This window comes from Cedecea sp. B1(4) (assembly GCF_059414925.1).
The window spans coordinates 117,662-142,495 of the sequence record NZ_JCAHMZ010000006.1 but is presented as its reverse complement, the minus strand read 5'-3'; the positions used below and the strand labels follow the sequence as shown (position 1 = coordinate 142,495).

Here is a 24,834-nt window from a genome sequence, read left to right as displayed (position 1 = left end):
AAAAAACTAATAGGTAAACAAACGCTATCTGTTTGTTAACTGTTATTAACACTTAAGCCAAATAACCCCATGTCTAAGCGATTACCCCCTCTGAATGCGCTGCGCGTTTTTGACGCTGCGGCTCGTCACTTGAGTTTTACTAAAGCGGCTGAGGAACTGTTCGTTACTCAGGCCGCGGTAAGCCACCAGATCAAGTCCCTGGAGGATTTTCTTGGCCTGAAGCTGTTCCGCCGCCGTAACCGATCGTTGCTGTTGACGGAGGAGGGGCAGAGTTATTATCAGGATATTAAAGAGATTTTTTCCCAGCTGACGGAAGCCACCCGCAAGCTGCAGGCGCGCAGTGCAAAAGGCGCGCTGACGGTGAGTTTATTGCCCAGTTTTGCGATTCACTGGCTGGTGCCTCGCTTAACAAGCTTTAACTCAGCTTATCCGGGCATCGACGTGCGAATTCAGGCAGTGGACCGCCAGGAAGACAAGCTGTCTGACGACGTGGACGTGGCGATATTCTATGGGCGGGGAAACTGGCCAGGGCTAAGAGTCGAAAAACTTTATGCTGAGTATTTGCTGCCGGTTTGCTCACCTATGCTACTAACCGGCGACAAACCGATTAAAACGCCGGAAGATTTAGCCAAGCACACTTTATTGCATGACGCTTCGCGCCGCGACTGGCAGACTTATACCCGCCAGCTTGGCGTGAGCCATATTAATGTCCAGCAAGGGCCCATTTTCAGCCACAGCGCAATGGTACTCCAGGCCGCGATTCACGGGCAGGGGATTGCGCTGGCCAATAACGTCATGGCCCAAACGGAAATCGAAGCGGGCCGTCTGGTATGCCCGTTCAATGATGTGCTGGTAAGTAAAAACGCCTTTTATCTGGTTTGTCATGACAGCCAGGCAGAACTGGGTAAAATAGCCGCGTTTCGACAGTGGATCCTGGCAAAGGCGGCCAGTGAGCAAGAAAAATTCCGTTTTCGCTACGAACAATAAGCAATCTTCGCGTGGCGCGGCCACGCCTTACTTTAGGGTTACACCATGACCAGCCGATTCATGCTGATTTTTGCCGCCATCAGCGGTTTTGTTTTTGTTGCCCTGGGCGCCTTTGGGGCGCACGTATTGAGCAAGTCTCTGGGTGTTGCAGAGATGGGATGGATCCAGACCGGGCTTGAGTATCAGGCGTTTCACACGCTCGCGATTTTTGGCCTTGCGGTGGCAATGCAGCGTCGTATCAGCATCTGGTTCTACTGGAGCAGCGTCTTTATGGCGTTAGGCACCGTATTATTTAGCGGCAGTTTGTACTGCCTGGCCCTGTCGCACCTGCGGCTGTGGGCGTTTGTTACCCCGGTGGGCGGCGTCAGCTTCCTGGCCGGTTGGATATTGATGTTAATTGGTGCTGTGCGCCTGAAACGTAAGGGCGTAAGCCATGAATAAAGTGATTTTGTACTGCCGCCAGGGATTCGAGAAAGAGTGTGCGGCAGAGATAACCGACAAAGCGGGTCAGCGCGGTGTCTACGGCTTTGCCCGTGTTAAAGAGCACAGCGGTTATGTCATATTTGAATGCTATCAGCCGGAAGAGGCGGAAAAGCTGGCGCGCGAGCTGCCGTTCAGCGACCTGATTTTTGCCCGCCAGATGTTTGTTGCCGGCGAGCTGCTAAAGGATTTACCGCCGGAAGACCGCATCACGCCTATTGTCGGCATGCTGCAGGGCGTGGTGGAAAAGGGCGGCGACCTGCGGGTTGAAGTGGCCGATACCAACGAAAGCAAAGAGCTGATGAAGTTCTGTCGCAAGTTTACCGTGCCGCTGCGTGCCAGCCTGCGCGAAGCCGGAGTGCTGACCAACTACGAAACGCCGAAGCGTCCGGTTGTGCATGTGTTCTTTATCGCCCCCGGCTGCTGTTACACAGGTTACTCCTACACCACCAACAATTCGCCGTTCTATATGGGCATCCCGCGCCTCAAGTTCCCGGCGGATGCTCCAAGTCGCTCCACGCTGAAGCTGGAAGAGGCGTTTCACGTCTTTATTCCCGCCGATGAATGGGACGAGCGTCTGGCTAACGGCATGTACGCCGTTGATTTGGGTGCCTGCCCGGGCGGCTGGACCTATCAGTTGGTGAAACGCAATATGTGGGTTTCGTCCGTCGATAACGGCCCGATGGCGCAGAGCCTTATGGACACCGGACAGGTCACCTGGCTGCGCGAAGATGGCTTCAAATACCGCCCGACCCGCACCAACATCTCCTGGATGGTCTGCGACATGGTGGAAAAACCGGCGAAAGTAGCCCATTTAATGGCAACCTGGCTGGTAAACGGCTGGTGCCGTGAGACTATCTTTAACCTCAAGTTGCCGATGAAAAAGCGCTACGAAGAGGTGTCGCAAAACCTGGCGCAGATCCGCGAAATCCTCGAGAGCAACGGCATTAACGCGGAAATCAAAGCCCGCCAGCTTTACCACGATCGTGAAGAAGTGACCGTTCACATCCGCCGTTGGTGGGCGGCCGTGGGGGGCCGTCGCGACGAACGTTAATGACCACCCCCTTGCTCATCCGGGCAAGGGGAGTTCTTTTGCGTTATGCAGAAGGCAATGCACCAGGCAACCTTAGCTGCTGTAAGTTCCCGTCGAGCTGTAAATCCGTCTCAAGCCTTGCCACCTGACGGCTGATAAACGCACTTTCTCTGTGCAGCTCCAGCTTCTTACGCCATTTTTCCGGGACTGCATCAAGCCGCTGATAGAGCGTTTCCAGGTCAGAAAACTGGTTAATGAGCTGTGTAGCGCTTTTCGGGCCAATACCGGGCACGCCGGGAATTTTGCTGCTGCTGATGCCTGCCAGCCCCCAGAAGTCCCCCAGTTGTTCCGGCTGAACGCCATATTCCTGAGCAATAAAGGGCGCATCCAGCCAGCGTTTTTGGAAGTAGTCGCGAATTTGCAGCGTTGGGGCCAGCAGCTGGCAATAGCCTTTGTCGGTGGACACAATGGTTGCCCGATGACCGCCGGAGGCGACTTTCACCGCCAGCGTAGCCGCAAGATCGTCCGCCTCGTTGCCTTTTGAATGCCAGCACTGAACGCCACGACGGGTAAACGCTTCCCGCAGAGCTGGCATTTCGGCATGCAGGTCGTCTGGCATTGGCGAACGGCCCGCTTTGTAGTCGGGCAGAACTTGATGCCGCCAGCCTTCGCGACGTTCTTCGTCATCAAACACCGCCACCGCATGAGTAGGCTGGCTGTGGCCAATAAGCTGGTCAAGCGCATGCAGACATGTATCTACGCAAGGCGAACCCTGCACCGCATGTATGCGGCGAATCAGGTTCAGGGCATCGACGATAAGTAAATGAATAGCCATAAGAAATTAACTCGTCACTCTGATGAGCCTACCCTAACACTTCCCGCCATGATGAGCTATTCTCATCGCAGCATTCAGGAATGCCTCTCGCAAAACCTTATAGGGGCCGGGTGGAAAGCCATTGCGTAGTTGTTAGCGGGCTATGTATATTTCTAACGCATAAAAAAATAGAGAACATCAATATGAGTAATACTAAACACCTCGCGCAACGCATTCAAAACCTGCAACCCTCGGCCATCCGCGAACTTCTTAAGCACAGCAAAATGCCCGGCGTGATTTCACTGGCTGGCGGCATTCCTTCCAGTGAGCTGTTTGACAGACAAGGGCTGGAGCTGGCGACCCGTAAAGTGCTGGAAGAGAACTTTAATGACGCTTTTCAGTATGGCCTGACCGAAGGCAATTCCGAGCTGCGTGACCAGCTAGTTGAGCTGTGCAAGGCTCGCGGGATTACTACGCGCAGCGACCAGTTGCTCATCACCTCAGGTTCCCAGCAGGCGTTGGATTTGCTGATTCGTGCGCTGGCAGACGAAGGTGACGTTTTCGTCGTTGAGCGCCCGACCTACCTGGCCACGCTGCAAATCCTCAGTTTGACCGCCGCGAAGGTTGAATCCGTAGGTGGGGACGAGCACGGCATGATTGTCGATGAGCTGGAAGCTTTGCTGAAAACCACGCGTGTCAAAGGCGTTTATCTGGTGCCAACCTTTGGTAATCCAAGCGGCACAACGCTGAGCGCTGAGCGTCGTGAAAAACTGGTGAAACTGGCTGCCGAACATGATTTTGTGATTATTGAAGACGATCCGTACGGGGCGATTAGCTTTACCGATCGCCGCGAGAAGACCCTGATTCAGGTCGCCACAGAGTTAGGGCATGAAGACCACGTGGTCTATACCTCAACGTTCTCGAAAATTTTGGCTCCGGGGCTGCGTGTCGGCTGGATTATTCTCCCGGAGTGGATGAAGCAAAAGGTCGCCATCATTAAGCAGGCGACTGATTTACATGCTAACTCGTTTACGCAGGCGCTGGCGGCGGCTTACCTGAAACTGGGGCGTCTTGAGCCGCAGATTGAGCTGATTCGTGAGGCTTATAAGCAGAAGTGCCTGATGCTGTCACGTCTGCTGGAAGAAGAGCTTGGCGAGCACATTACCTTTAACCAGCCGCAGGGCGGGATGTTCCTTTGGGCCGCTTTCCGCTACGACTTTGATACCACGGCGTGGCTACAAAAAACGCTGGAGAAAGGCGTGGTGTACGTGCCGGGAGAGTTCTTCTTCAGCGATCATGCGGATAAACGCACGCTGCGTTTCTCCTACGCGACGGCAACTGATGAGCAACTGGTTGAAGCCGTGAAGCGTTTGAAAGCGGCGCTCTAAGAAAAAGGCTCCCAACCGGGAGCCTTAAAGGTTGCTGACAAAAAAGGAAAAAGCGTGGTTTTTCCCTTTTTGTGGCTATCAGCCGGAAATCAATGAATTGATTTTCCTGTTTTTTAACCAGTCGGCAGATCTTTCTTTTTTCACCGGAAGTTGGTCAGTCGTCTGAAAGGCTCCCAACCGGGAGCCTTAATTTTTAGTCACAGGCGACAATTTTCAGCGCCAGGCCACCGCGAGAGGTTTCGCGATACTTGGCGTTCATGTCCTTGCCCGTTTCATACATTGTCTCGATAACCTTATCCAGACAGACGCGAGGCTCGCTGGTACGGCGCATGGCCATACGTGCAGCGTTCACGGCTTTAACTGCCGCAATGGCGTTACGCTCGATGCATGGAACCTGAACCTGGCCTGCAACCGGGTCACACGTCAGTCCCAGATTGTGCTCCATACCGATTTCCGCAGCGATACACACCTGAGTAGGGCTACCGCCCAGCAGCTCAGTAAGGCCTGCAGCAGCCATTGAACAGGCTACGCCGACTTCTCCCTGACAACCTACTTCCGCGCCGGAGATAGATGCGTTCATTTTATACAGAGAACCGATAGCACCGGCGGCCAGGAAATAGCGGGCGCAGGAATTAGCGTTCACCTGACGAATGAACTTGTCGTAATACGCCAACACAGCCGGCACAATCCCGCAGGCCCCGTTTGTTGGAGCGGTGACCACGCGGCCACCGGCAGCGTTTTCTTCGTTCACCGCCAGCGCGAACATATTGATCCAGTCCACAACTGCCATCGGGTCAGAGTTGTTTTTATCGGTGGTCACCAGCATACGACGCAGGGCTGCAGCACGGCGCGGAACGCGCATTTTACCAGGCAGCACGCCTTCTGTAGTGATACCGCGTTCAATTCCGCTGCTCATTACTTCCCAGACCGACGCAAAGTGGGCGTCGATCTCTTCCTGGCTATGCAGAGCTCGTTCGTTCTGCATCATCAGGCCGGAAAGCGATAAGCCCGTTTCACGGCAGTGTTTTTGCAGGTCTGCAGCATTCTGATACGGATAAGGTACGCTGACCGGGTTTTCACTCTGCGCACCAAAATGTGCTTCATCAACGATGAAGCCACCGCCGATAGAGTAATAGGTCTGAGAATACAGCACGTTGTCGCCAGCCAGAGCGGTGATGCGCATACCATTCTCGTGGAGCGCCAGGTTGTCGGCATGGAAGTTCATGCAGCAGTCCACCGGGAATTCAACTTCATGCTGACCATTGGCCAGCATCAGGCGCCCGTGGGTGTTTACATCCTGGATGAAGTGCGGAATAGCGTCGATATCTACGGTATCCGGCAGGTTACCCGCCAGGCCCATAATAATGGCTATATCGGTATGGTGGCCTTTACCTGTCAGGGACAGAGAGCCATAGACATCCACAACTACACGAGTGACATCGCGCAGGATCCCTTGCTCAATCAGGTCATCGGAAAATTGTTTACCGGCCTTCATCGGGCCGACGGTATGTGAGCTGGAGGGGCCAATACCGATTTTGAAAATGTCGAATACGCTAATCATAAGATTTCCCTGCGTAAGTGACTTGGGGGAGGAGAGTCGCCCAGGCGGGCGACTCTTTAACTTGCTTAGCTGAACAGCGAGTAGAAGATAGCGGAGATTGCGATCAGGCCCATAATCACAACAAAGACGTTGCTTATATGGCCGCTGTACTTACGCATCGCCGGTACTTTCTGAATAGCATACATCGGCATTAGGAACAGAATCATCGCGATAACCGGGCCGCCCAGGGTTTCAATCATCCCGAGGATGCTTGGGTTCAGCGTCGCCACTGCCCAGGTCGTCACTAGCATAAACAGCGCGGTAATTTTGTTCAGTTTACCGATTTCAATACTTTTACCTTTGCCGCGCAGAGACTTAATGACCATGCCGTTAAAGCCTTCACGTGCGCCCAAGTAGTGGCCGAGGAAGGATTTGGTGATGGCAATCATTGCAATGATTGGCGCCATCCAGGCGATAACCGGTGCATTAAAGTGGTTAGCCAAGTAAGACAGGATAGAGATGTTCTGCGCTTTTGCCGCGGCCAGGTCAGCAGGGCTCAGGCTCAGCACGCAGCTGAACACGAAGAACATTACGGTCAGCACCATCATGATGTGTGCACGAGCCAGGATGCTGGAGCATTTTTTCTCAGCGCCATCGCCGTACTCTTCGCGTTTAGCCACGGCGAAGGAGGAGATGATAGGGGAGTGGTTGAAGGAGAACACCATGACCGGAATTGCCAGCCACAGGGTCATCCACAGTCCGCTGCCGGTTGCCGGGGTTGCGCTGAAGGACAGGGTTTCAAACGCCGCACCGCTCCAGTTTGGAATCAGGTACAGCGCCAGAATCATCAGAGCCGCAACAAATGGGAATACCAGGATGCTCATCGCTTTGACGATCATCTGCTCGCCGAAGCGCACGATAGTCATCATGCCGACAATCAGAATCAAAGAAAGGATAGCGCGCGGCGGTGCAGTCATGCCCAACTGGTGGGTGATGAAGCTGTCAACGGTGTTGGTAATAGCCACGCTGTAAACCAGCAGGATCGGGTAGATAGCAAAGAAGTACAGCAGGGTGATGAGCTTACCTGCGCCAACACCAAAGTGCTCTTCTACAACTTCTGTGATGTCTTCGCCCGGGTTTTTACCGGACAGCACGAAGCGGGTCATACCGCGGTGTGCGAAGAACGTCATTGGGAAAGCCAGAATCGCCATGATGAACAGCGGGATCAGGCCACCAACGCCGGCGTTGATTGGCAGGAACAGGACGCCTGCACCGATAGCCGTGCCGTACAGGCCCAGCATCCACATGGTGTCGGTCTTGCGCCATGCGCCTTTTTTCTCAGCAGAGACAATACTGCCGGTTTGAGTGGTTTCCATTTACATCTCCAAAGGAATGTTTCGTGCAATGTTTAAAAATTCGCAGTTAACGCAATGTGTGAGGCATAACTGCTGAAACTAAATTCTGGCCGGGGGCGTTTTTGTAGTAGTTGTGGCCCGTAACTATCGGCGGGCGGAAAGATACATTTATGTCATCTATGTATCAGTGATCGCGATCCCAAATGCGATAATCTACGTTTGTTAAGCAACAAATCCGCATAACAGTCTGTTCATAGACATCAATATGACATTTATGGTCGCGAAGCCTGACACTTGTGGATGATGCAATAAATTAAACCTGACCAAATAACTCGGTTTTTGCCAAAGAAAGTGCCTAAAACAGCATTTTTCAACGAGTATTTGCTTCAGGTCGCAATGTTTGTGCTTTTAAGTGTGAGCGCAATCGATTAAATGGCTTTGAGAAAGGTAAAAAGAAGGGCGACCACTGGCCGCCCTGGAAGGTTAACGCACTATTTCGTAGCAGGGAATGTAGGCGCTGCCGGGCAGCTTCATGCGGTGCTGGGCGACAAAGCCCTGCAGCAGAACATCCATGCGTTTCATCATGTCCGGGTCCCCGTGCAGTTTGTACGGGCCGTATTTTTCGATGGCATGAATACCAGGCTCCTTCACGTTGCCGGCAACGATGCCTGAGAAGGCGCGCCGCAGCGAGGCGGCCAGCTTTTCCGCAGGCTGATCAGGGTAGAGCTGCAGGTTAGCCATGTTTTCGTGGGTCGGTTCAAACGGCATCTGCAGATCTGGAGAGATGCGAATGGACCAGTTGAAGCCGTAGGCATCGCCGGTTTCACGGCGGTTCTCTTTCACCTGTGGCATAGCTTTTTTCATCAGGCGGGCGACTTCAGTTGCGTCGTCGATGATGATTTTATAATGCTGGCGCGCTTTCTCGCCCAGGGTGCTAACGATAAATTCATCCAGCACACGGAAGTAATCCGCGCTTTCTTTCGGCCCGGTGAGGATTAGCGGCAGTACCTGATCGTGGTTGTGTGGATTCATCAGAATGCCAAGCAGGTAGAGCAGCTCTTCTGCGGTACCAACCCCGCCAGGGAAGATAATGATGCCGTGGGCAATGCGCACGAACGCCTCAAGGCGTTTTTCAATATCCGGCATGATGATCAGTTCGTTGACCAGCGGGTTAGGCGGCTCGGCGGCGATGATCGAAGGCTCCGTCAGGCCGATAAAACGCCCTTCTTTATAGCGCTGCTGAGCGTGGCCGACGGCGGCACCTTTCATCGGCGCTTCCATCGCCCCCGGCCCGCAGCCGGTGCAGATATTCAGCTCGCGTAGGCCAAGCTGAGTGCCCACACGGCGGGCATACAGGTATTCGTTTTCGTTAATGGAGTGGCCGCCCCAGCAAACCACCAGGTTCGGGGCTTCACCCACGTGCAGCGCGCGGGCATTTCGTAAAATAGAAAACACCACGTTGGTGATATGAATAGAGTTTTCTTTGTTCAAATGCTGAAAACGACCTGCGTTGGTAATTTGGCCGTTAACAAACAGAATATCGCGCAGGACGGCAAACAGGTTAGCCTGCAGCGCGCGGATGATTCGGCCGTCAACAAAGGCATCTTCCGGGGGGTTAATCAGTTCGAGTTTTACGCCACGTTCACGGCGTAACACATTGATGTCAAAGTTCTGGTAGCGAGAAAGCAGCTCTTTGCTGCTGTCGGTTTGACTGCCGGAATTAAGGACCGCCAGTGAGCAGTTACGAAACAGTTGATAAAGGTCGCTGCTGGCGGTGCGTTTAAGCATATCGACTTCCAGCTGCGACAACATATCCATTGAGCCAAGCGGGCTAATATGTGTAATCAAGTGAACTCCTTACGGAACGAAAAGTGCCGTTCTCACAGATTACAATAGCCCTGGCCTGTTCACTTTAACAACCCGTAAACCACATTCGCTTTTGGCGCTGGGAGCTATTTCGCACTTATTGGCGGGTCAGGCGGCCAAAAGCAGGATGGAAATCGGTATTCGTACGCCACGGGTTAATGTCCAACCCGCCCCGACGCGTGTAGCGTGCGTAGACGCTGAGCGAGTGCGGCTGGCAGAAGCGCTGCAGGTCATTAAAGATGCGCTCTACGCACTGCTCATGAAACTCGTTGTGATGGCGGAAGGAGACCAGATAGCGCAGCAGCTTTTCGCGATCGATTTTTGGACCACGATAGTGAATCTGTACGGAGCCCCAGTCTGGCTGGTGGGTGATCAGGCAGTTGGACTTCAGCAGGTGGCTAACCAGCGTCTCTTCCACGATCTCATCCCCCGCAGCCTGTTGCAGATAATCTGCATTGAAGTCGTAGCTGTCGATGGCGATGTCCTGCTCATCGATGCATTCTCCGCTGAACGCTGCGATTTCCTGGCCTTCCAGCTCATGCAGGCGGAACAGCACCACGCTGACGTCGCCTTCGGCGCAGGCGCTTAAATCACGCTTCAGCGTTGCCTGGACGGTTTCCCAGTCGGCGAAGCGGGTCTGGTTAAAGCTGTTCAGGTAGAGCTTAAAGCTTTTGGACTCCACAAGATTGACGCTGTTGGCGTCTAACTGCACATGGCCCACGGCGACCTGGGGCAGGCCATTGCTGTTCAGCCATGAGAGTTCGTAGAGCGTCCAGATGTCGCCGCCGCTGAATGGCAGGCTGTCGGCGTGGAGGCCAAGCGGATCGCGATTCAGGCTGCGCGGTACGGCCTGCAGTAGCGAAGGCTGGTATTGATCCTGATAAGCCGTGGGCTTACCCAGCGTCAGGCCACTTAGAGCCTGGTGATTTTCGTAGGACATGTTTCACCGAGATAAAGGTACAATTGGCTTTTATTGTACCCCAGCCTACGCGAGTGAGAAATTAATGAACGAAGTCGCCTTTGCCCTTAAAGAGTTTACCCGCCGTTTTTGCGACCAGTGGCAGGAGGAAACGGGAGGCTGGCCTGCCAGTGAAGCACTGTACGGCATTCCTTCGCCGTGCATTGTCACGACCACCGGGGGAGACGTGCGCTGGCAGCCCCAGCCGTTTATACCAGAAGCGGATTTAAGCGCCGTAGAGCGAGCATTGGATATTTCCCTCCAACCTGCCGTTGAAGCGTTTTACACCACGCAATTTGCCGGAGATATGCCCGCCGTACATGGAAATACTGCGCTGACGCTGCTTCAGGCGTGGAGCGAGGACGACTTTGTTCGCGTGCAGGAGAACCTGATTGGCCATCTGGTGACGCAGAAGCGTTTGAAGTTATCTCCGACGCTGTTTTTAGCCACCACGGAAGATGAAATGGAAGTCCTTTCACTATGCAACTTGACAGGTGAAGTGGTGCTTGAAAGAATCGGCACCCCGCAGCGCACCGTGCTTTCCGCCTCCCTCCCTGACTTTCTGAATGCCTTAACGCCACAGGTGATCTAGCTTTTTTGCCCAAGTTCCTGTGAGAGATCTCTTACAAGCCGTGTGAGAGATCGCTACATTTGACGGCAGATGAAAGCGACTCTCATTTATCGATGTCTTTATAAAACAATGATTTATTTTTGTTTTAGGAAAGTTCCGAATGAAAGTTTTTGCCCGCAGCACCGCTGCATGCCTTGTCACATGCGGGCAAATAGGGGATCCTATATTCATCGACAGGATGTCGACGTAATGAAGGAGACATTAGGATGATGTCGCTTCTTACTAAAGGAACCCGCCGGGATGGCGAACAAGGAAGGCTTCACAGATGAAGCACGGATAACTCAGGCAGAGTTAAGGGACACCTCCAGGACGGAGAATGAGAGCCGTAACAGGAGTGCGGTGGGTCAGGAAGACTCAAGGATTTCGCGTCAGGATGATGTTGGACACCCATCAGGATGATGGTAGCAGGGAGCCCTGGCGATGGATTGCTGGTCAGGAGACCAGAGGACAAAGTTGTCATGGATGAGCAGGGAGCATGAAAAGTAGCTGGATTAGCTGCGAAACGAACCGGGAGCACTGTGTAAACAGTGCTCCCTTTTTTTATGCCTTTTTCACGGGCAGCGAAGAAGTGTTATTCTGTACCGCTCTTTTCCACTGACGAATGAGGTTTTCATGGAGCGCCAGACGCTGGTTCGCCATCATTTACTCACCATTGAGCAGATCCTGCGCGATCATTCCCTCTGGCAGGGCCTGCCTCCCGATCCCACAGCATTTGAGAGCACGCAGCCTTTCTGCATGGATACGCTGGAGCCCCACGAATGGCTACAATGGGTCCTGATCCCTCGTATGCACGCGCTGCTGGACAGCCAGCATCCTCTGCCTGACGCCTTTGCTATCGCCCCTTATTATGAGATGGCGCTGGATGCGACGCATGCCGTGCGTGAACCTCTCCTTGCCGTGCTGCTTGAGCTGGATGCACTGTTTAACGCGGAACAGGGGTGATGCTGGAGATTATTTACCAGGATGAATGGCTGGTTGCCGTGAACAAACCGTCCGGCTGGCTGGTTCACCGCAGCTGGCTGGACAGGCACGAAAAAGTCGTGGTGATGCAAACCGTCCGCGACCAGATTGGCCAGCACGTTTTTACCGTTCATCGCCTCGACAGACCAACCTCTGGCGTGCTGTTGATGGGGCTGTCCAGCGAAGTAGGCCGCCTGCTGTCGCAGCAATTTGAGCAGCACCAGATGCAGAAACGCTACCATGCTGTGGTGCGAGGCTGGCTGCAGGACGAAGCCGTGCTGGATTATCCTCTGGTTGAAGAGCTGGATAAAATCGCCGATAAATTTAGTGACCAGGACAAAGGGCCACAGCCCGCAGTGACGCATTATCGCGGGCTGGCAACGGTCGAAATGCCGGTGGCGGTGGGGCGCTATTCAAGCGCGCGCTACAGCCTGGTGGAGCTTGAGCCAAAGACTGGCCGTAAACACCAGCTTCGGCGGCATCTGGCGCATCTTCGGCATCCCATTATTGGCGATTCCAAACACGGCGATTTGCGTCAGAATCGCGGGGCGGCAGAGCATTTCGATTGCCAGCGCCTGATGCTGCATGCCAGCCAGCTCTCTTTAAAGCACCCTATTACCGGGGAACCGCTGACGCTAAAAGCGGGGCTGGATGAGACATGGATGCAAATGCTGACACAATTTGGCTGGCGCGGTCTGTTGCCGGATGTTGAAAATAGTGAGTGTGATCCGGCGAGCTGCCTGGATAAGCCTTGTCCCTAATTCTTAAGGAGTTACCGATGGCCGAAGTGGGTATTTTTGTAGGCACGATGTACGGCAATGCGCTGTTAGTGGCGGAAGAAGCCGAAACCATTCTGAAAAAACACGGCCATCAGGCAAAGGTGTTTGAAGATCCCGACCTGACCGAGTGGCAATATTACCGCAATCATTATGCGCTGGTGGTCACGTCCACGACGGGGCAGGGCGATCTGCCGGACAGCATTGTTCCGCTATTTCAGGCCATCAAAGATCAGCTGGGTTACCAGCCTGAGCTACATTATGGTTTGATTGCGCTGGGTGACAGCAACTACGACCACTTCTGCGGCGGCGGCAAGCAGTTTGACGCTTTATTGCAGGAGCAGGGCGCAACCCGCATTGCTGAGGTTTTAACGATTGACGCCAACGACCATCCGGAGCCTGAAGTGGTTTCCGGCCCGTGGGTTGAGCAGTGGGCGACTTTACTGAAGTAAGTGAAAACAGGGTGGGTAAGCGGCGCATACCCACCCAGAAAAGGTCTTAATTAAGCGGGGGTTCGTGCTCGCGACGGTAGGCGCCGGGAGAGGTATTGAACCGTTTCCCGAACGTGCGGGTAAAAGATTGCTGCGAATCGAAACCGTAGCGCACTGAGATATCGAGGATTTTGTCCTCGGTATTTTTCAGATCTTCTGCCGCTAACTGCAATTTACGTTCACGAATGTAGGCGCCGAGGCTTTTCCCCGCCCAGTCTGAGAACATCCGCTGCAGGTACCACTTCGAGTAGCCGGACTGCCTGGCGACTTCTTCAATACGCAGCGGGCGCTGCATATTGCCATCGACCCACTCAAGCAGAGATTCCATAAAATCTTTAGGCATGGACATACCACCTCCTTCTACATCTTGCTCGTTCGATAATTGATAACGCTATTCCCACCAGGCATCGAAGGCCTGACGCGGTTGACTCACTTCCAGTATTTGCCCCATTTCCGGCGTGAGCAGCTGATAGCTGCGGCCTGCGCTGGCGGTTGCTATACGGCGGAAAGGCTCGTCCCAGCTGTGGTTCGCCAATGCAAACCGGCCTGCGTGCCCTGGCACCATGGTTTTCGCCCCCAGGTCTTCCGTCGCCTGAGCTGCTTCTTCCGGCATCATGTGGATGTATTTCCAGCCTTCGTCATACTGGCCGTTTTCCATGATCGCGAGATCGATATCGCTAAATTGCTCACCGATCTGTTTGAAATGCGGGCCGTAGCCGGAATCGCCGCTGTAATAAACTTTTCGCTGCGGCGTGACGAACATAAAGCTTGCCCACAGCGTTTTGTTGCCGGTTAACCCGCGGCCAGAGAAGTGGCGTGCCGGCAGGGCGTGAATCGTTAATTCATCGTCAATGGCGACTTTTTCCTGCCAGTCCAGTTCGTGGATAAGCGCGGGATCGAAGCCCCAGACTTCAAAATGTGCGCCAACGCCAAGCGGGGTGACTACCTGCTTAATCTTTGGCTTAAGCGCCCGCAGCGTGGGGTAGTCCAGGTGATCCCAGTGATCGTGAGAGATGATCAAAGTGTCTATGTCCGGCATATCTTCCGCTCGCCACGGATAATCGCCCGCAAACGCTTTGTTTAGAAAGGCGAACGGGGCGGCATAGTGGCTGAACACCGGATCGATAAGAATGCGTTTGCCGCCGAGCTGAATAAACCAGGAGGAATGGCCCAGCCACACCACCAGATCCTGCTGTTTATCAAGCTTTGCCAGATCGGTTTTGATCAGCGGCAGGGGACGATCGGGTTTTACCGTATCTGGCCGGTCGAAAAAGAAATCCCACAGCGCCGCAATGCGACCGCGTTTGTCGGTCATCATTGGCGTGTCCTGCTGATTGTGGAACTTGCCGTCGCGGTACTGGGGGGATTGCTGGATGCGTTCAAGGCGGCTGCCCTGCGGCAGTTTGCCAAATTCAGCCATCGGGAACAGCGCAGCGCTAGTGGCAGTAAGGCCTAATAACATAATCACGACCATGAATTTTAGGGTTAACGAACGCTTGCCAGATTGCGCGGCAGCCATAAAAGATTCTCTTAGGAACTGTGCGGGTTATATTGCTATTGAGTGAGTAAACACTCATTATAGGCAGGCAAGGTCAACCGTCAACAAAATTTACGGTATGATAAAGAACATGACATTCAGCGATCGCGGCGATCCCGATGGCTGAAACCCTATCCACTCAGATAACTGGCTTGTGAGGAACCGTGGCTCGTCCAAAAAGTGAAGATAAACGATTAGCATTACTCGATGCGGCAACCGACGCGATAGCGGAGCTGGGATTAGGGGCAGCGACCTCTTTGATTGCCAGAAAGGCGGGGGTAGCCGAAGGGACGTTGTTCCGTTATTTTCCCACTAAAGACGAGTTGCTGAACGCCGTTTATCTTCATCATAAGCAAGATCTTGGCAACGAGCTGATGAAAACCTACGACCGGCATGCGCCAAGCAAAGAACGCTCCAGAACGGTATGGGGGAATTACATCGACTGGGGGCTGGTGAATATGAATGCGCGTAAAGCGATGCGCCAGCTGGCGGTTTCCGGCAAGATCACGTCCGAAACGCTGGAAATGGTTTACCTTGCTTACCCGGATCTGCGTGACCTGTCGAAGGAATGTATCACCAACGAGGCGCTGACCGGCATTGAGTCGGCATTTGCCGACGCTATTTTCTTTGGCCTGGCCGAAACCACGATGGAATTTGCCGGACGCGATCCCTCACGCAGGGATGAATACAAATCTGCCGGCTTTGACGTGATGTGGCGTGGCATGACTAAAGGCTAACATTTTTGTAAAAACGAAGAGGGCGTGCGGGATCCCTCTTCGTACCAGGTTTAAACTCAAATCTGATACTTCTTCGCTTCCCGCGCAACGTTATCCATCTCGTCCAGGAGCTCCAGAATTTCAGGCTCCATCTCCTCCGGCGCTACGCCGTGACGCAGCTCGTGCTCGAGCGTCTGGCAGAGTTTTTTCATCCGCGGGACGCCGCTGTAGCTGCAGCTCCCGTGCAGTTTATGCACGATATCGATCAACCCTTCGGGCTTGTCGCCCACCAGCTGTTCTTCGAGAATATTTCTCACTTCCGGTAAAAACTCCAGCAGCATGTCAAGCATCTCTCGGGCGAGATCGGCTTTATTGGCAGCCTGGCGAAGCGCCAGGTTCCAGTCCAGCGTCTTATTGATATTAATCCCCGGCGGGACGGGGTCTTCCTGCTGAACGGGAAGCTGGCCGATATTGCCCGGATGGTAGCGCATCAGCAGGCGATGCAGTTTTTCTTCTTCAATCGGCTTTGCGAGATAGTCGTTCATGCCGGCGCTCATGAGTTTCTCTTTTTGCCCCGCCAGCGCGTGGGCAGTAACAGCAATCACCGGGGTTTGCTGGTGATGCGGCAACTGGCGAATCAGCTCGCAGGCGCGGATGCCGTCCATTTCCGGCATCTGAATGTCCATCAGGATAATGTCGATGTTCATTTGTCGGGTGCGCTCCAGCGCCTGCGTGCCGCTTTCACACAGCACAACTTGCTGAACTCTGTCTTCGAGTAACGCGCCGATGAGCTTCAGGTTGGCCGGGTTATCGTCCACCGCCATGACGGCCATCGGCAGCTTATCGCTATGTTCAACGAACGGCAGAGCCAGATTAGCTTTCGGGCAGCTTTCAAGCAGCATCGGGAACAGGCGCGTAGAGGTGATCGGTTTTGACAGGCAGCCCGCCACGCCCTGGCGCTTAAGCTCTTCCGCGCCGACCTGAGTATGGCAGGGCAAGGCCAGAATAAGGCAATCTGCCATGGTGACCGCTTTGGCGAGCTTAGGGTTTGCCAGCGTGAGCGTTTCTGTAAAGGTGACGGGAATGCCACACAGCAGAATGTCGTAGTGCTCATCGGGCAGTCCGGTGAGTGACGGGCTGTGCACGACGTCCAGCGGTGTGTTTTGCAGCAAATTCAGGGTGCTTTGTGCGGCGATGGCGTTCGGCTCGACGTAGCCCAGGCGTTTACCTGCCAGCTTGTCCAGCACTTGTCTGTCGTTTACGGCGTTCGGGTTCAGGTCCAGGCTGATGTGGAACCAGAACGTTGAGCCCCGATTCGGTTTACTGTGGAAGGAGATATCACCGCCCATTTCATTCACTAGCTTTTGGGTGATCACCAGCCCCAGCCCGGTGCCGCCGTGGCGGCGGGAAATACTGGCATCCGCCTGGCGGAAGGCCTGGAAGAGACGCGATTGTTCCTGTTCAGGAATGCCGATGCCGGTGTCGTGGATCTGCATTTCAATCTGAACTTTGTTGTTTCCTTCCGCTCGTTTTTCCACCAGCAGGTCGATGTTGCCGGTTTCGGTGAATTTAATGGCGTTGCCCACCAGATTGGTGACCACCTGCTGCAGGCGCAGAGGGTCGCCAATCACATTATCCGGCACGTCATTTTTGATATTTAGCGTCAGCTCAAGGCCTTTGTCGTGGGCGGAATGTGCCAGCAGAGTTACCACTTCATCCAGCGTGTTGCGCAGCGGGAAGGGAATGGATTCCAGCAGCAGCTTGCCAGCTTCGAGCTTGGAGAAGTCCAGCACGTCATTAATGATGGTGAGCAAGTTATTGGCCGAGCGTTCAATCGTATAGAGGTGGTCGCGCTGGGTTGGCGTCAGGTCAGTTTTTAAGGCCAGGCGAGTAAAGCCAATGACGCCATTTAGCGGCGTACGCAGCTCGTGAGACATATTTGCCAGAAACTCAGATTTTATACGGGCGGCCTCCTGAGCCCGCTTTTTGGCAAGATCGAGCTCCACGTTCTGAATTTCCATCTGCTCAAGGGTTTCACGCAGATCGGAGGTGGCCTGGTCGACGTTGTGCTGCATCTCTTCGTGATACGCCGTCAGCGACATTGCCATCGAGTTAATGCCGTTTTTCAGCATATCCAGTTCGCCCAGCATAAACCCTTCCACGCGGCTGTCGAGCTGCCCGCGGCGAATGCGGTCCACGGTATTTACCATATTGCGGATCGGCCCGGTCACGTCGCGCATCAGGCGATAGGCAAACAGCATCGCAATGCCAATACAGAACAGCATCATCAAAGTGGAGATAAAGATTTCGCGGTATTGCTGCAGGCGAACGGATTTGAGATCCAGCTCCATGGCGACGTAGCCGAGGGTGCTGTTACTTTGTTTGACGTTGGTTTCAGCGGACTCATCCGGTGAGTATCTTTCGGAAATAATCGGCATTCGCAGGATCATAATGTCGCCCGCGCGGGTGACGGTGAGATCTTTCGGGGGCTTTTCCCCGTCGGGCAGCTTCAGGCGAGCGGCGTTATGCTGAAAATTAGAGGTGACGAACAGCTTGTTACTGTCATCGTAAATTGAAATGCCCCGCACGATATCCGAATGGCGGCGGTGCAGCACGCTGACTAACTGGCGAATCGACTCCCGGCTGTGGAAGTTCATGCCGTATTCGCTGGAGACCGCCAGGGGCTCAATAATACTGGCGCCGGCATCTTCCAGCTGACGCTGTAAGTCATTGTAACGATGGACAACGAAAAAGATGCTGAGCAGCAAACCGACCAACAGCGTCGGGGCCAGAATCAGGATCATCATACGTGCGCGCAGGCTGTAGTTGGTCATGGGGTTCCGATATGGGACAATAAAGGCAACAGTGACATTTGAGAACACATCTACTTACATCATGGCGCAATTCTACTCTGCAAAGCGACGCGATACGAATCGTGAATTACTTACCGTGACCGTCACCGACCTCGATCCATTCGGTCAGGGCGTCGCGCGCCACAAAGGCAAAGCGCTCTTTATTCGTGGGGCACTGCCCGGCGAACAGGTTGAGGTTCGCATTACCGAAGATAAGCGTAGCTACGCTCAGGCTGAGGTAAAGCGCCGTTTAAGTGATAGCCCGGAAAGGGTGAAGCCGCGTTGCCCGCATTTTGGGGTTTGCGGCGGCTGCCAGCAGCAGCACGCGAGCGTGGCGCTGCAGCAGGAGGCAAAATCTAAGGCCCTTGGGCGGATGATGGGCGAGCGCGAACAGCCTCGTCAGGTGGATGAAATTATTTCTGCCGGGGCATGGGGATACCGGCGTCGCGCGCGGCTGGGGTTGAATTATCTGCCCCGCACGCAAACCTTACAGATGGGTTTTCGTAAGGCGAGCGATAAAGCGCTGGTGGATATTCATCATTGCCCCGTGCTGGCGCCCCGGCTTGAAGCATTACTGGAACCTTTACGCCAGAGCTTGTCTGAATTAAGTATCGTGAACCGGTTAGGGCACGTGGAACTGGTTCTGGCTGACGGTGGGCCGCTGATGGTGCTGCGCCATTTGGCCCCGCTTAGCAAAGACGACCGGGAAAAACTGGAACAGTTTTCGCATTCCAATCAGGTGGCGTTATTCCTCGCCCCGGACAGCGACAGTCTGGAATCCCAAGCCGAGGAAGAGCCCTGGTATCATTCAGACGGGCTACGCTTAACCTTTAGTCCACGAGATTTCATCCAGGTTAACGACGCGGTGAATCAGCAAATGGTGGCGCGGGCAATCGAGTGGTTGGAGGTGCAGCCTGAGGATCGGGTGCTAGATTTGTTCTGCGGAATGGGGAATTTCACCCTGCCGTTGGCAAAACGAGCCGCCGCGGTCGTGGGGGTCGAAGGCGTTGCTGCGCTGGTGGCGAAAGGCGAATATAATGCTCAGCGTAATGCGCTGAAAAACGTGACATTCTTCCATGAAAACCTGGAAGATGATGTGACGCGTCAGCCCTGGGCGCAACAAGGATTTACTAAAATATTGCTCGACCCGGCGCGTGCCGGTGCGGCGGGTGTTATGCAGCACGTCATCAAACTGGCGCCGAGCCGCGTGGTGTACGTTTCCTGCAACCCCACCACGCTTGCGCGCGACAGCGAAACGTTGCTGGCCGCCGGGTACCACATTAAACGACTGGCCATGCTCGATATGTTCCCCCACACCGGGCATCTGGAGTCTATGGCGCTCTTTGAGCGTAATTGAAAGGGTTAATCAGGCGTATTGGCCTGAGCGTTAGTCCGACAGGAGAGGATAATGGTTGCGGTAAGAAGTGCACATCTCAACAAAGCTGGCGAATTTGCGCCCGAAAAATGGATTGCAAGCCTCGGGATTTCCAACCAGCAATCGTGTGAACGCTTAGCCGAAACCTGGGCGTATTGTGAACGCCAGACCAAAGGTCATCCTGACGCTGAATTATTGCTGTGGCGCGGCGTGGAGATGGTCGAAATCCTCTCGATGCTGAGCATGGACAACGATACGCTGCGTGCCGCGCTGCTGTTCCCGCTGGCGGATGCTGGCGTAGTCAGCGAAGAAGTGATGCTGGAAAGCGTCGGCAAGCAGGTGGTGACGTTGATTCACGGCGTGCGCGACATGGACGCGATACGCCACCTGAAAGCGACCCATAACGACTCTGTTTCTTCCGACCAGGTGGATAACGTTCGCCGCATGCTGCTGGCGATGGTGGATGATTTCCGCTGCGTGGTCATCAAGCTTGCGGAACGTATCGCCCATCTGCGTGAAGTGAAAGATGCGCCGGAAGATGAGCGCGTACTGGCGGCCAAAGAATGTACCAACATTTATGCCCCGCTGGCGAACCGCCTCGGTATTGGCCAGCTCAAATGGGAGCTGGAAGATTACTGTTTCCGCTACCTGCACCCGGAAGAATATAAGCGTATCGCGAAGCTGCTGCACGAACGCCGGATCGATCGCGAGCAGTACATCGACGACTTTGTCGGCACATTACGTTCTTCGATGAAAGAAGAGGGCGTAAAGGCTGAAGTTTATGGCCGACCAAAACACATCTACAGCATCTGGCGCAAAATGCAGAAAAAGCACCTCGCGTTTGACGAGCTGTTTGACGTGCGTGCGGTGCGTATCGTCGCCGAGCGCCTGCAGGATTGCTACGCGGCGCTGGGGATAGTGCATACTCACTTCCGCCATCTGCCGGATGAGTTTGACGACTATGTTGCAAACCCTAAACCGAACGGCTACCAGTCTATTCATACCGTGGTACTTGGTCCGAACGGCAAAACCATAGAGATTCAGATCCGCACCAAGCAGATGCATGAAGAGTCTGAGCTGGGCGTGGCCGCGCACTGGAAGTACAAAGAAGGCAATGCACGCAGCGGCAGTTCCGGCCATGAAGACCGCATTGCGTGGCTGCGTAAGCTTATCGCCTGGCAGGAAGAGATGTCCGACTCGGGCGAAATGCTTGACGAAGTCCGCAGTCAGGTCTTTGACGACCGCGTGTATGTGTTTACGCCGAAAGGGGACGTGGTTGACCTCCCTGCTGGCTCGACGCCGCTGGACTTCGCCTACCATATTCACAGTGATGTCGGGCACCGCTGTATCGGGGCAAAAATTGGCGGGCGCATCGTGCCGTTTACCTATCAGCTGCAAATGGGTGACCAGATCGAGGTCATCACCCAGAAGCAGCCGAACCCGAGCCGCGACTGGCTGAACCCTAATCTCGGGTACATCACCACCAGCCGCGGGCGCGCGAAGATCCACAACTGGTTCCGTAAGCAGGACCGGGACAAGAACATTCTTGCCGGACGCCAGATCCTGGACGATGAGATTGAGCATCTGGGCATCAGCCTGAAGGAAGCAGAGAAAACGCTGCTGCCGCGCTACAACTTCAACGAAATTGAAGAACTGCTGGCGGCTATCGGCGGTGGCGACATCCGCCTCAACCAGATGAGCAACTACCTACAGGCGCAGTTTAATAAGCCAAGCGCCGAGGAGCAGGATGCCGCCGCGCTACGTCAGCTGACGCAAAAAAGCTATTCGCCGCCGCAGTCGCGCAGTAAAGACAATGGTCGCGTGGTCGTTGAGGGCGTCGGGAATCTGATGCACCATATCGCCCGCTGCTGCCAGCCGATTCCGGGGGATGAAATCGTCGGCTTTATTACCCAGGGGCGCGGGATCTCGATTCACCGTGCCGACTGTGACCAGTTGGCCGAGCTGCAATCCCACGCGCCGGAACGTATCGTCGATGCTGTTTGGGGGGAAAGCTACTCCAGCGGTTATTCGCTGGTGGTGCGCGTCACGGCGAACGACCGCAGCGGCCTGCTTCGCGACATCACCACGATTCTGGCGAACGAAAAGGTCAACGTGCTTGGCGTGGCCAGCCGCAGTGACACGAAACAGCAGCTTGCCACCATCGATATGACTATCGAGATCTATAACCTGCAGGTGCTTGGGCGCGTGCTGGGCAAACTTAACCAGGTGCCGGACATTATCGATGCCCGCAGGTTGCACGGCTAATTGATTGCCCCTCGCCCCTAACCCTCTGACTAAAAGGGAGAGGGTTAGGGGCGAGAGTAAAAAACAAGGAATTACAATGACTCAAATCGACCGCCTGCTCGGGATCATGCAGCGTCTGCGTGACCCTGAAAACGGTTGCCCGTGGGATCGCGAGCAAACCTTTGCCACCATCGCCCCTTACACGCTCGAAGAAACCTATGAAGTGCTCGACGCCATTAATCGTGAAGATTTTGACGACCTGCGCGGCGAGCTGGGTGACCTGCTGTTCCAGGTGGTATTTTACGCCCAGATGGGGCAGGAAGAAGGGCGCTTTAATTTTGAAGATATCTGCCAGGAGATTGGCGACAAGCTCGAGCGCCGCCACCCGCATATCTTTGCTGACGGCGACGCCGCGACCAGCGGTGAAGTGCTGGCGAAGTGGGAGCAAATCAAAATTGAAGAGCGCGCGCAGAAGGCACAACACTCGGCGCTGGACGACATCCCAGAGGCGCTGCCCGCGTTGATGCGAGCGCAAAAAATCCAGAAACGCTGCTCAAACGTTGGCTTTGACTGGAAGACGCTTGGCCCGGTGCTGGATAAAGTGCACGAAGAGATCGACGAAGTCATGTTTGAAGCCCAGCAGGCCGTGGTGGACGAGGCAAAGCTGGAAGAAGAAGTGGGTGATTTATTGTTCGCCACCGTCAATCTGGCTCGCCATTTGGGCACCAAAGCTGAGGTGGCGTTACAAAAAGCTAACCGAAAATTCGAGGCTCGTTTCCGAAAAGTGGAGGCGATTGTCGCCGCTCAGGGGTTAACCATGGAGCAGGCCGGGCTGGAAATTATGGAAAAAGCCTGGCAAGAAGTGAAACGCCAGGAAACTGAAATCTAAAGCGTTTTTGCTATCAGCCGCACTTTTTAGCGCTTTTTATTTAACAAGCGATTGATTTGCGTCAAAAACATTTCTCACGGAAGGGCTATTTTCTTAGCCTGACTGTGGGGCCGGATTGATTTCCGGGGAACAGAATGAATGTTTGTGGCGCCCATGCTGTTCGGGTATACTACTTTCCCGTCCTGGTTATTCCATCGTCTTTAAACCTAACTTCTCAGGTTCAGCATGACAACGAACTATATTTTTGTGACCGGCGGGGTCGTTTCCTCTCTGGGTAAAGGCATTGCCGCAGCCTCCCTCGCAGCTATTCTTGAAGCCCGTGGCCTCAACGTATCCATCATGAAACTCGATCCGTACATCAACGTCGATCCGGGTACCATGAGCCCTATTCAACATGGGGAAGTGTTCGTTACCGAAGACGGCGCTGAAACCGACCTGGATCTGGGTCACTACGAGCGTTTCATCCGTAACAAGATGAGCCGCCGCAACAACTTCACCACTGGCCGTATCTACTCTGACGTTCTGCGTAAAGAACGCCGTGGTGACTATCTTGGCGCGACCGTGCAGGTTATCCCGCACATCACCAACGCCATTAAAGAACGTATTCTGGAAGGCGGCGAAGGCCACGACGTGGTGCTGGTTGAAATCGGCGGCACCGTCGGTGACATCGAATCCCTGCCGTTCCTTGAAGCGATTCGCCAGATGGCGGTAGAAGTGGGCCGTGAGCACACGCTCTACATGCATCTGACGCTGGTGCCTTACATGGCCGCAGCCGGTGAAGTGAAAACCAAGCCGACTCAGCACTCCGTAAAAGAACTGCTTTCCATTGGTATCCAGCCAGACGTGCTGATCTGCCGTTCTGACCGCGTTGTACCGGCCAACGAACGTGCGAAGATTGCATTGTTCTGTAACGTTCCAGAGAAAGCGGTAATCTCTCTGAAAGACGTCGATTCTATCTATAAAATTCCAGGCCTGTTGAAATCCCAGGGGCTGGACGATTATATTTGTAAACGATTCAGCTTGAACGCGCCGGAAGCCAATCTGGCAGAATGGGAACAGGTTATCTATGAAGAAGCCAACCCAACGGGCGAAATCACTATCGGTATGGTCGGCAAGTACATTGAACTGCCGGATGCCTATAAGTCGGTGATTGAAGCGCTGAAACACGGCGGGCTGAAAAACCGTCTGACCGTGAACATCAAGCTGATTGATTCACAGGATGTTGAAACCCGTGGCGTTGAGCTGCTGAAAGGTCTGGATGCGATTCTGATCCCTGGCGGCTTCGGCTACCGCGGCGTTGAAGGCAAGATTGCCACCGCGCGCTATGCCCGTGAAAACAACATCCCGTACCTCGGCATTTGCCTGGGTATGCAGGTTGCGCTTATCGAGTTCGCCCGTAACGTGGCGGGCATGGATAACGCCAACTCCACTGAATTTGTGCCAGACTGTAAGTACCCTGTGGTGGCGTTGATCACCGAGTGGCGCGATGAAGAAGGCAATGTTGAAGTGCGCAGCGAGAAGAGCGATCTGGGCGGCACCATGCGCCTCGGCGGACAGCAGTGCCAGCTGACCGACGGTAGCCTGGTTCGCCAGATGTACGGTGAGCCAACTATTGTTGAACGCCATCGCCATCGCTACGAAGTCAACAACATGCTGCTGAAACCGATTGAAGCAGCTGGTTTACGTGTTGCAGGTCGTTCCGGTGATGACCAACTGGTGGAAATCATCGAGGTGCCAAATCATCCATGGTTTGTTGCCTGCCAGTTCCACCCGGAATTCACTTCGACTCCGCGTGACGGGCACCCACTGTTTGCAGGCTTCGTGAAAGCCGCCGGTGAGTACCAGAAACGCCAGGCGAAGTAAGCAGAGTTAGAACGGCAACGCGCGACATTTTCGCGCGTTGTTTGTCTGGAGTTTTAGTTTAACGTTGTGACTTGAGGAA

21 protein-coding genes are annotated in these 24,834 nt (G+C 54.3%); 13 read left to right on the top strand and 8 right to left on the bottom strand.

The annotated features are described in order from the left end of the window. Positions 1-69: 69 nt before the first annotated feature. The 3 genes from gcvA to rlmM are packed head-to-tail and all read left to right on the top strand — an operon-like array spanning position 70 to position 2,521. A complete protein-coding gene (gene gcvA / locus ACR6JA_RS13330) occupies positions 70-987 on the top strand; it encodes a glycine cleavage system transcriptional regulator GcvA (RefSeq protein WP_016538028.1) in 918 nt (305 codons plus the stop codon). Between the two features lie 45 nt (positions 988-1,032). After that, positions 1,033-1,428, top strand: a complete 396-nt coding sequence (locus tag ACR6JA_RS13325; RefSeq protein ID WP_008458426.1) for a DUF423 domain-containing protein — start codon at positions 1,033-1,035, stop codon at positions 1,426-1,428. Further along, entirely contained in the window at positions 1,421-2,521 is a 1,101-nt protein-coding gene (gene rlmM / locus ACR6JA_RS13320; protein ID WP_008458424.1) for a 23S rRNA (cytidine(2498)-2'-O)-methyltransferase RlmM, read from the top strand. Before ACR6JA_RS13325 ends, rlmM begins: the two co-directional genes overlap by 8 nt. Positions 2,522-2,564: 43 nt before the next feature. Here the strand turns inward: rlmM and xni are convergent, their stop codons facing one another. After that, positions 2,565-3,335, bottom strand: a complete 771-nt coding sequence (xni, locus tag ACR6JA_RS13315; RefSeq protein ID WP_494493657.1) for a flap endonuclease Xni — start codon at positions 3,333-3,335, stop codon at positions 2,565-2,567. 182 nt (positions 3,336-3,517) lie between these two features. Here xni and ACR6JA_RS13310 point away from each other — a divergent pair, with 182 nt between their 5' ends. Then, a complete protein-coding gene (locus ACR6JA_RS13310) occupies positions 3,518-4,702 on the top strand; it encodes an aminotransferase-like domain-containing protein (protein ID WP_494493656.1) in 1,185 nt (394 codons plus the stop codon). 193 nt (positions 4,703-4,895) lie between these two features. Here the strand turns inward: ACR6JA_RS13310 and ACR6JA_RS13305 are convergent, their stop codons facing one another. From ACR6JA_RS13305 to queF, 4 genes are all read right to left on the bottom strand, one after another. Further along, entirely contained in the window at positions 4,896-6,263 is a 1,368-nt protein-coding gene (locus ACR6JA_RS13305) for an L-serine ammonia-lyase (protein ID WP_213715286.1), read from the bottom strand. Between the two features lie 65 nt (positions 6,264-6,328). Continuing rightward, positions 6,329-7,618: an HAAAP family serine/threonine permease gene (locus ACR6JA_RS13300; protein WP_008458416.1), complete on the bottom strand. Its 1,290-nt coding sequence runs from the start codon at positions 7,616-7,618 to the stop codon at positions 6,329-6,331. A gap of 462 nt (positions 7,619-8,080) precedes the next feature. After that, positions 8,081-9,445, bottom strand: a complete 1,365-nt coding sequence (ppnN, locus tag ACR6JA_RS13295) for a nucleotide 5'-monophosphate nucleosidase PpnN (protein ID WP_008458407.1) — start codon at positions 9,443-9,445, stop codon at positions 8,081-8,083. Positions 9,446-9,560: 115 nt separating this feature from the next. Beyond that, positions 9,561-10,403: an NADPH-dependent 7-cyano-7-deazaguanine reductase QueF gene (gene queF, locus ACR6JA_RS13290; protein WP_494493655.1), complete on the bottom strand. Its 843-nt coding sequence runs from the start codon at positions 10,401-10,403 to the stop codon at positions 9,561-9,563. Positions 10,404-10,467: 64 nt separating this feature from the next. Between queF and syd the strand changes: the two genes are divergently transcribed. The 4 genes from syd to ACR6JA_RS13270 all read left to right on the top strand — a co-directional run bounded on the left by syd (position 10,468) and on the right by ACR6JA_RS13270 (position 13,240). Beyond that, on the top strand, positions 10,468-11,013 hold the full coding sequence (gene syd, locus ACR6JA_RS13285) for a SecY-interacting protein (protein WP_213715284.1): 546 nt from the start codon (positions 10,468-10,470) through the stop codon (positions 11,011-11,013). A 651-nt stretch (positions 11,014-11,664) separates the two neighbouring features. Next, complete coding sequence (locus ACR6JA_RS13280) at positions 11,665-11,994, top strand: YqcC family protein (protein ID WP_494493654.1); 330 nt, start codon at positions 11,665-11,667, stop codon at positions 11,992-11,994. After that, a complete protein-coding gene (gene truC / locus ACR6JA_RS13275; protein ID WP_213715282.1) occupies positions 11,994-12,773 on the top strand; it encodes a tRNA pseudouridine(65) synthase TruC in 780 nt (259 codons plus the stop codon). The genes ACR6JA_RS13280 and truC overlap by 1 nt, the downstream gene beginning before the upstream one ends. A gap of 17 nt (positions 12,774-12,790) precedes the next feature. Then, complete coding sequence (locus ACR6JA_RS13270; RefSeq protein WP_039297682.1) at positions 12,791-13,240, top strand: flavodoxin; 450 nt, start codon at positions 12,791-12,793, stop codon at positions 13,238-13,240. Positions 13,241-13,286: 46 nt separating this feature from the next. Here ACR6JA_RS13270 and ACR6JA_RS13265 read toward each other — a convergent pair whose 3' ends face one another. After that, the gene (locus tag ACR6JA_RS13265) at positions 13,287-13,628 is read right to left on the bottom strand and encodes a helix-turn-helix domain-containing protein (protein ID WP_008458396.1); all 342 of its coding nucleotides are present in this window, start codon (positions 13,626-13,628) and stop codon (positions 13,287-13,289) included. A 42-nt stretch (positions 13,629-13,670) separates the two neighbouring features. After that, the gene (locus ACR6JA_RS13260) at positions 13,671-14,798 is read right to left on the bottom strand and encodes an MBL fold metallo-hydrolase (protein ID WP_494493653.1); all 1,128 of its coding nucleotides are present in this window, start codon (positions 14,796-14,798) and stop codon (positions 13,671-13,673) included. A gap of 182 nt (positions 14,799-14,980) precedes the next feature. Between ACR6JA_RS13260 and ACR6JA_RS13255 the strand changes: the two genes are divergently transcribed. Next, positions 14,981-15,553 carry a TetR/AcrR family transcriptional regulator gene (locus ACR6JA_RS13255; RefSeq protein ID WP_213715279.1) on the top strand — a complete coding sequence of 191 codons (573 nt, stop codon included), beginning with the start codon at positions 14,981-14,983 and terminating at the stop codon, positions 15,551-15,553. Between the two features lie 56 nt (positions 15,554-15,609). Here the strand turns inward: ACR6JA_RS13255 and barA are convergent, their stop codons facing one another. Beyond that, positions 15,610-18,366, bottom strand: a complete 2,757-nt coding sequence (gene barA / locus ACR6JA_RS13250) for a two-component sensor histidine kinase BarA (protein WP_494493652.1) — start codon at positions 18,364-18,366, stop codon at positions 15,610-15,612. A 61-nt stretch (positions 18,367-18,427) separates the two neighbouring features. On the opposite strand from barA, the gene rlmD reads away from it, so the two are divergent. The 4 genes from rlmD (at position 18,428) to pyrG (ending at position 24,755) form a co-directional block, all read left to right on the top strand. Further along, on the top strand, positions 18,428-19,741 hold the full coding sequence (gene rlmD / locus ACR6JA_RS13245) for a 23S rRNA (uracil(1939)-C(5))-methyltransferase RlmD (RefSeq protein WP_213715405.1): 1,314 nt from the start codon (positions 18,428-18,430) through the stop codon (positions 19,739-19,741). 51 nt (positions 19,742-19,792) lie between these two features. Next, positions 19,793-22,024, top strand: a complete 2,232-nt coding sequence (gene relA / locus ACR6JA_RS13240) for a GTP diphosphokinase (RefSeq protein ID WP_008458386.1) — start codon at positions 19,793-19,795, stop codon at positions 22,022-22,024. 76 nt (positions 22,025-22,100) lie between these two features. After that, entirely contained in the window at positions 22,101-22,892 is a 792-nt protein-coding gene (mazG, locus tag ACR6JA_RS13235; RefSeq protein ID WP_008458385.1) for a nucleoside triphosphate pyrophosphohydrolase, read from the top strand. 225 nt (positions 22,893-23,117) lie between these two features. Further along, the gene (pyrG, locus tag ACR6JA_RS13230) at positions 23,118-24,755 is read left to right on the top strand and encodes a glutamine hydrolyzing CTP synthase (RefSeq protein ID WP_008458383.1); all 1,638 of its coding nucleotides are present in this window, start codon (positions 23,118-23,120) and stop codon (positions 24,753-24,755) included. Positions 24,756-24,834: the final 79 nt, after the last annotated feature.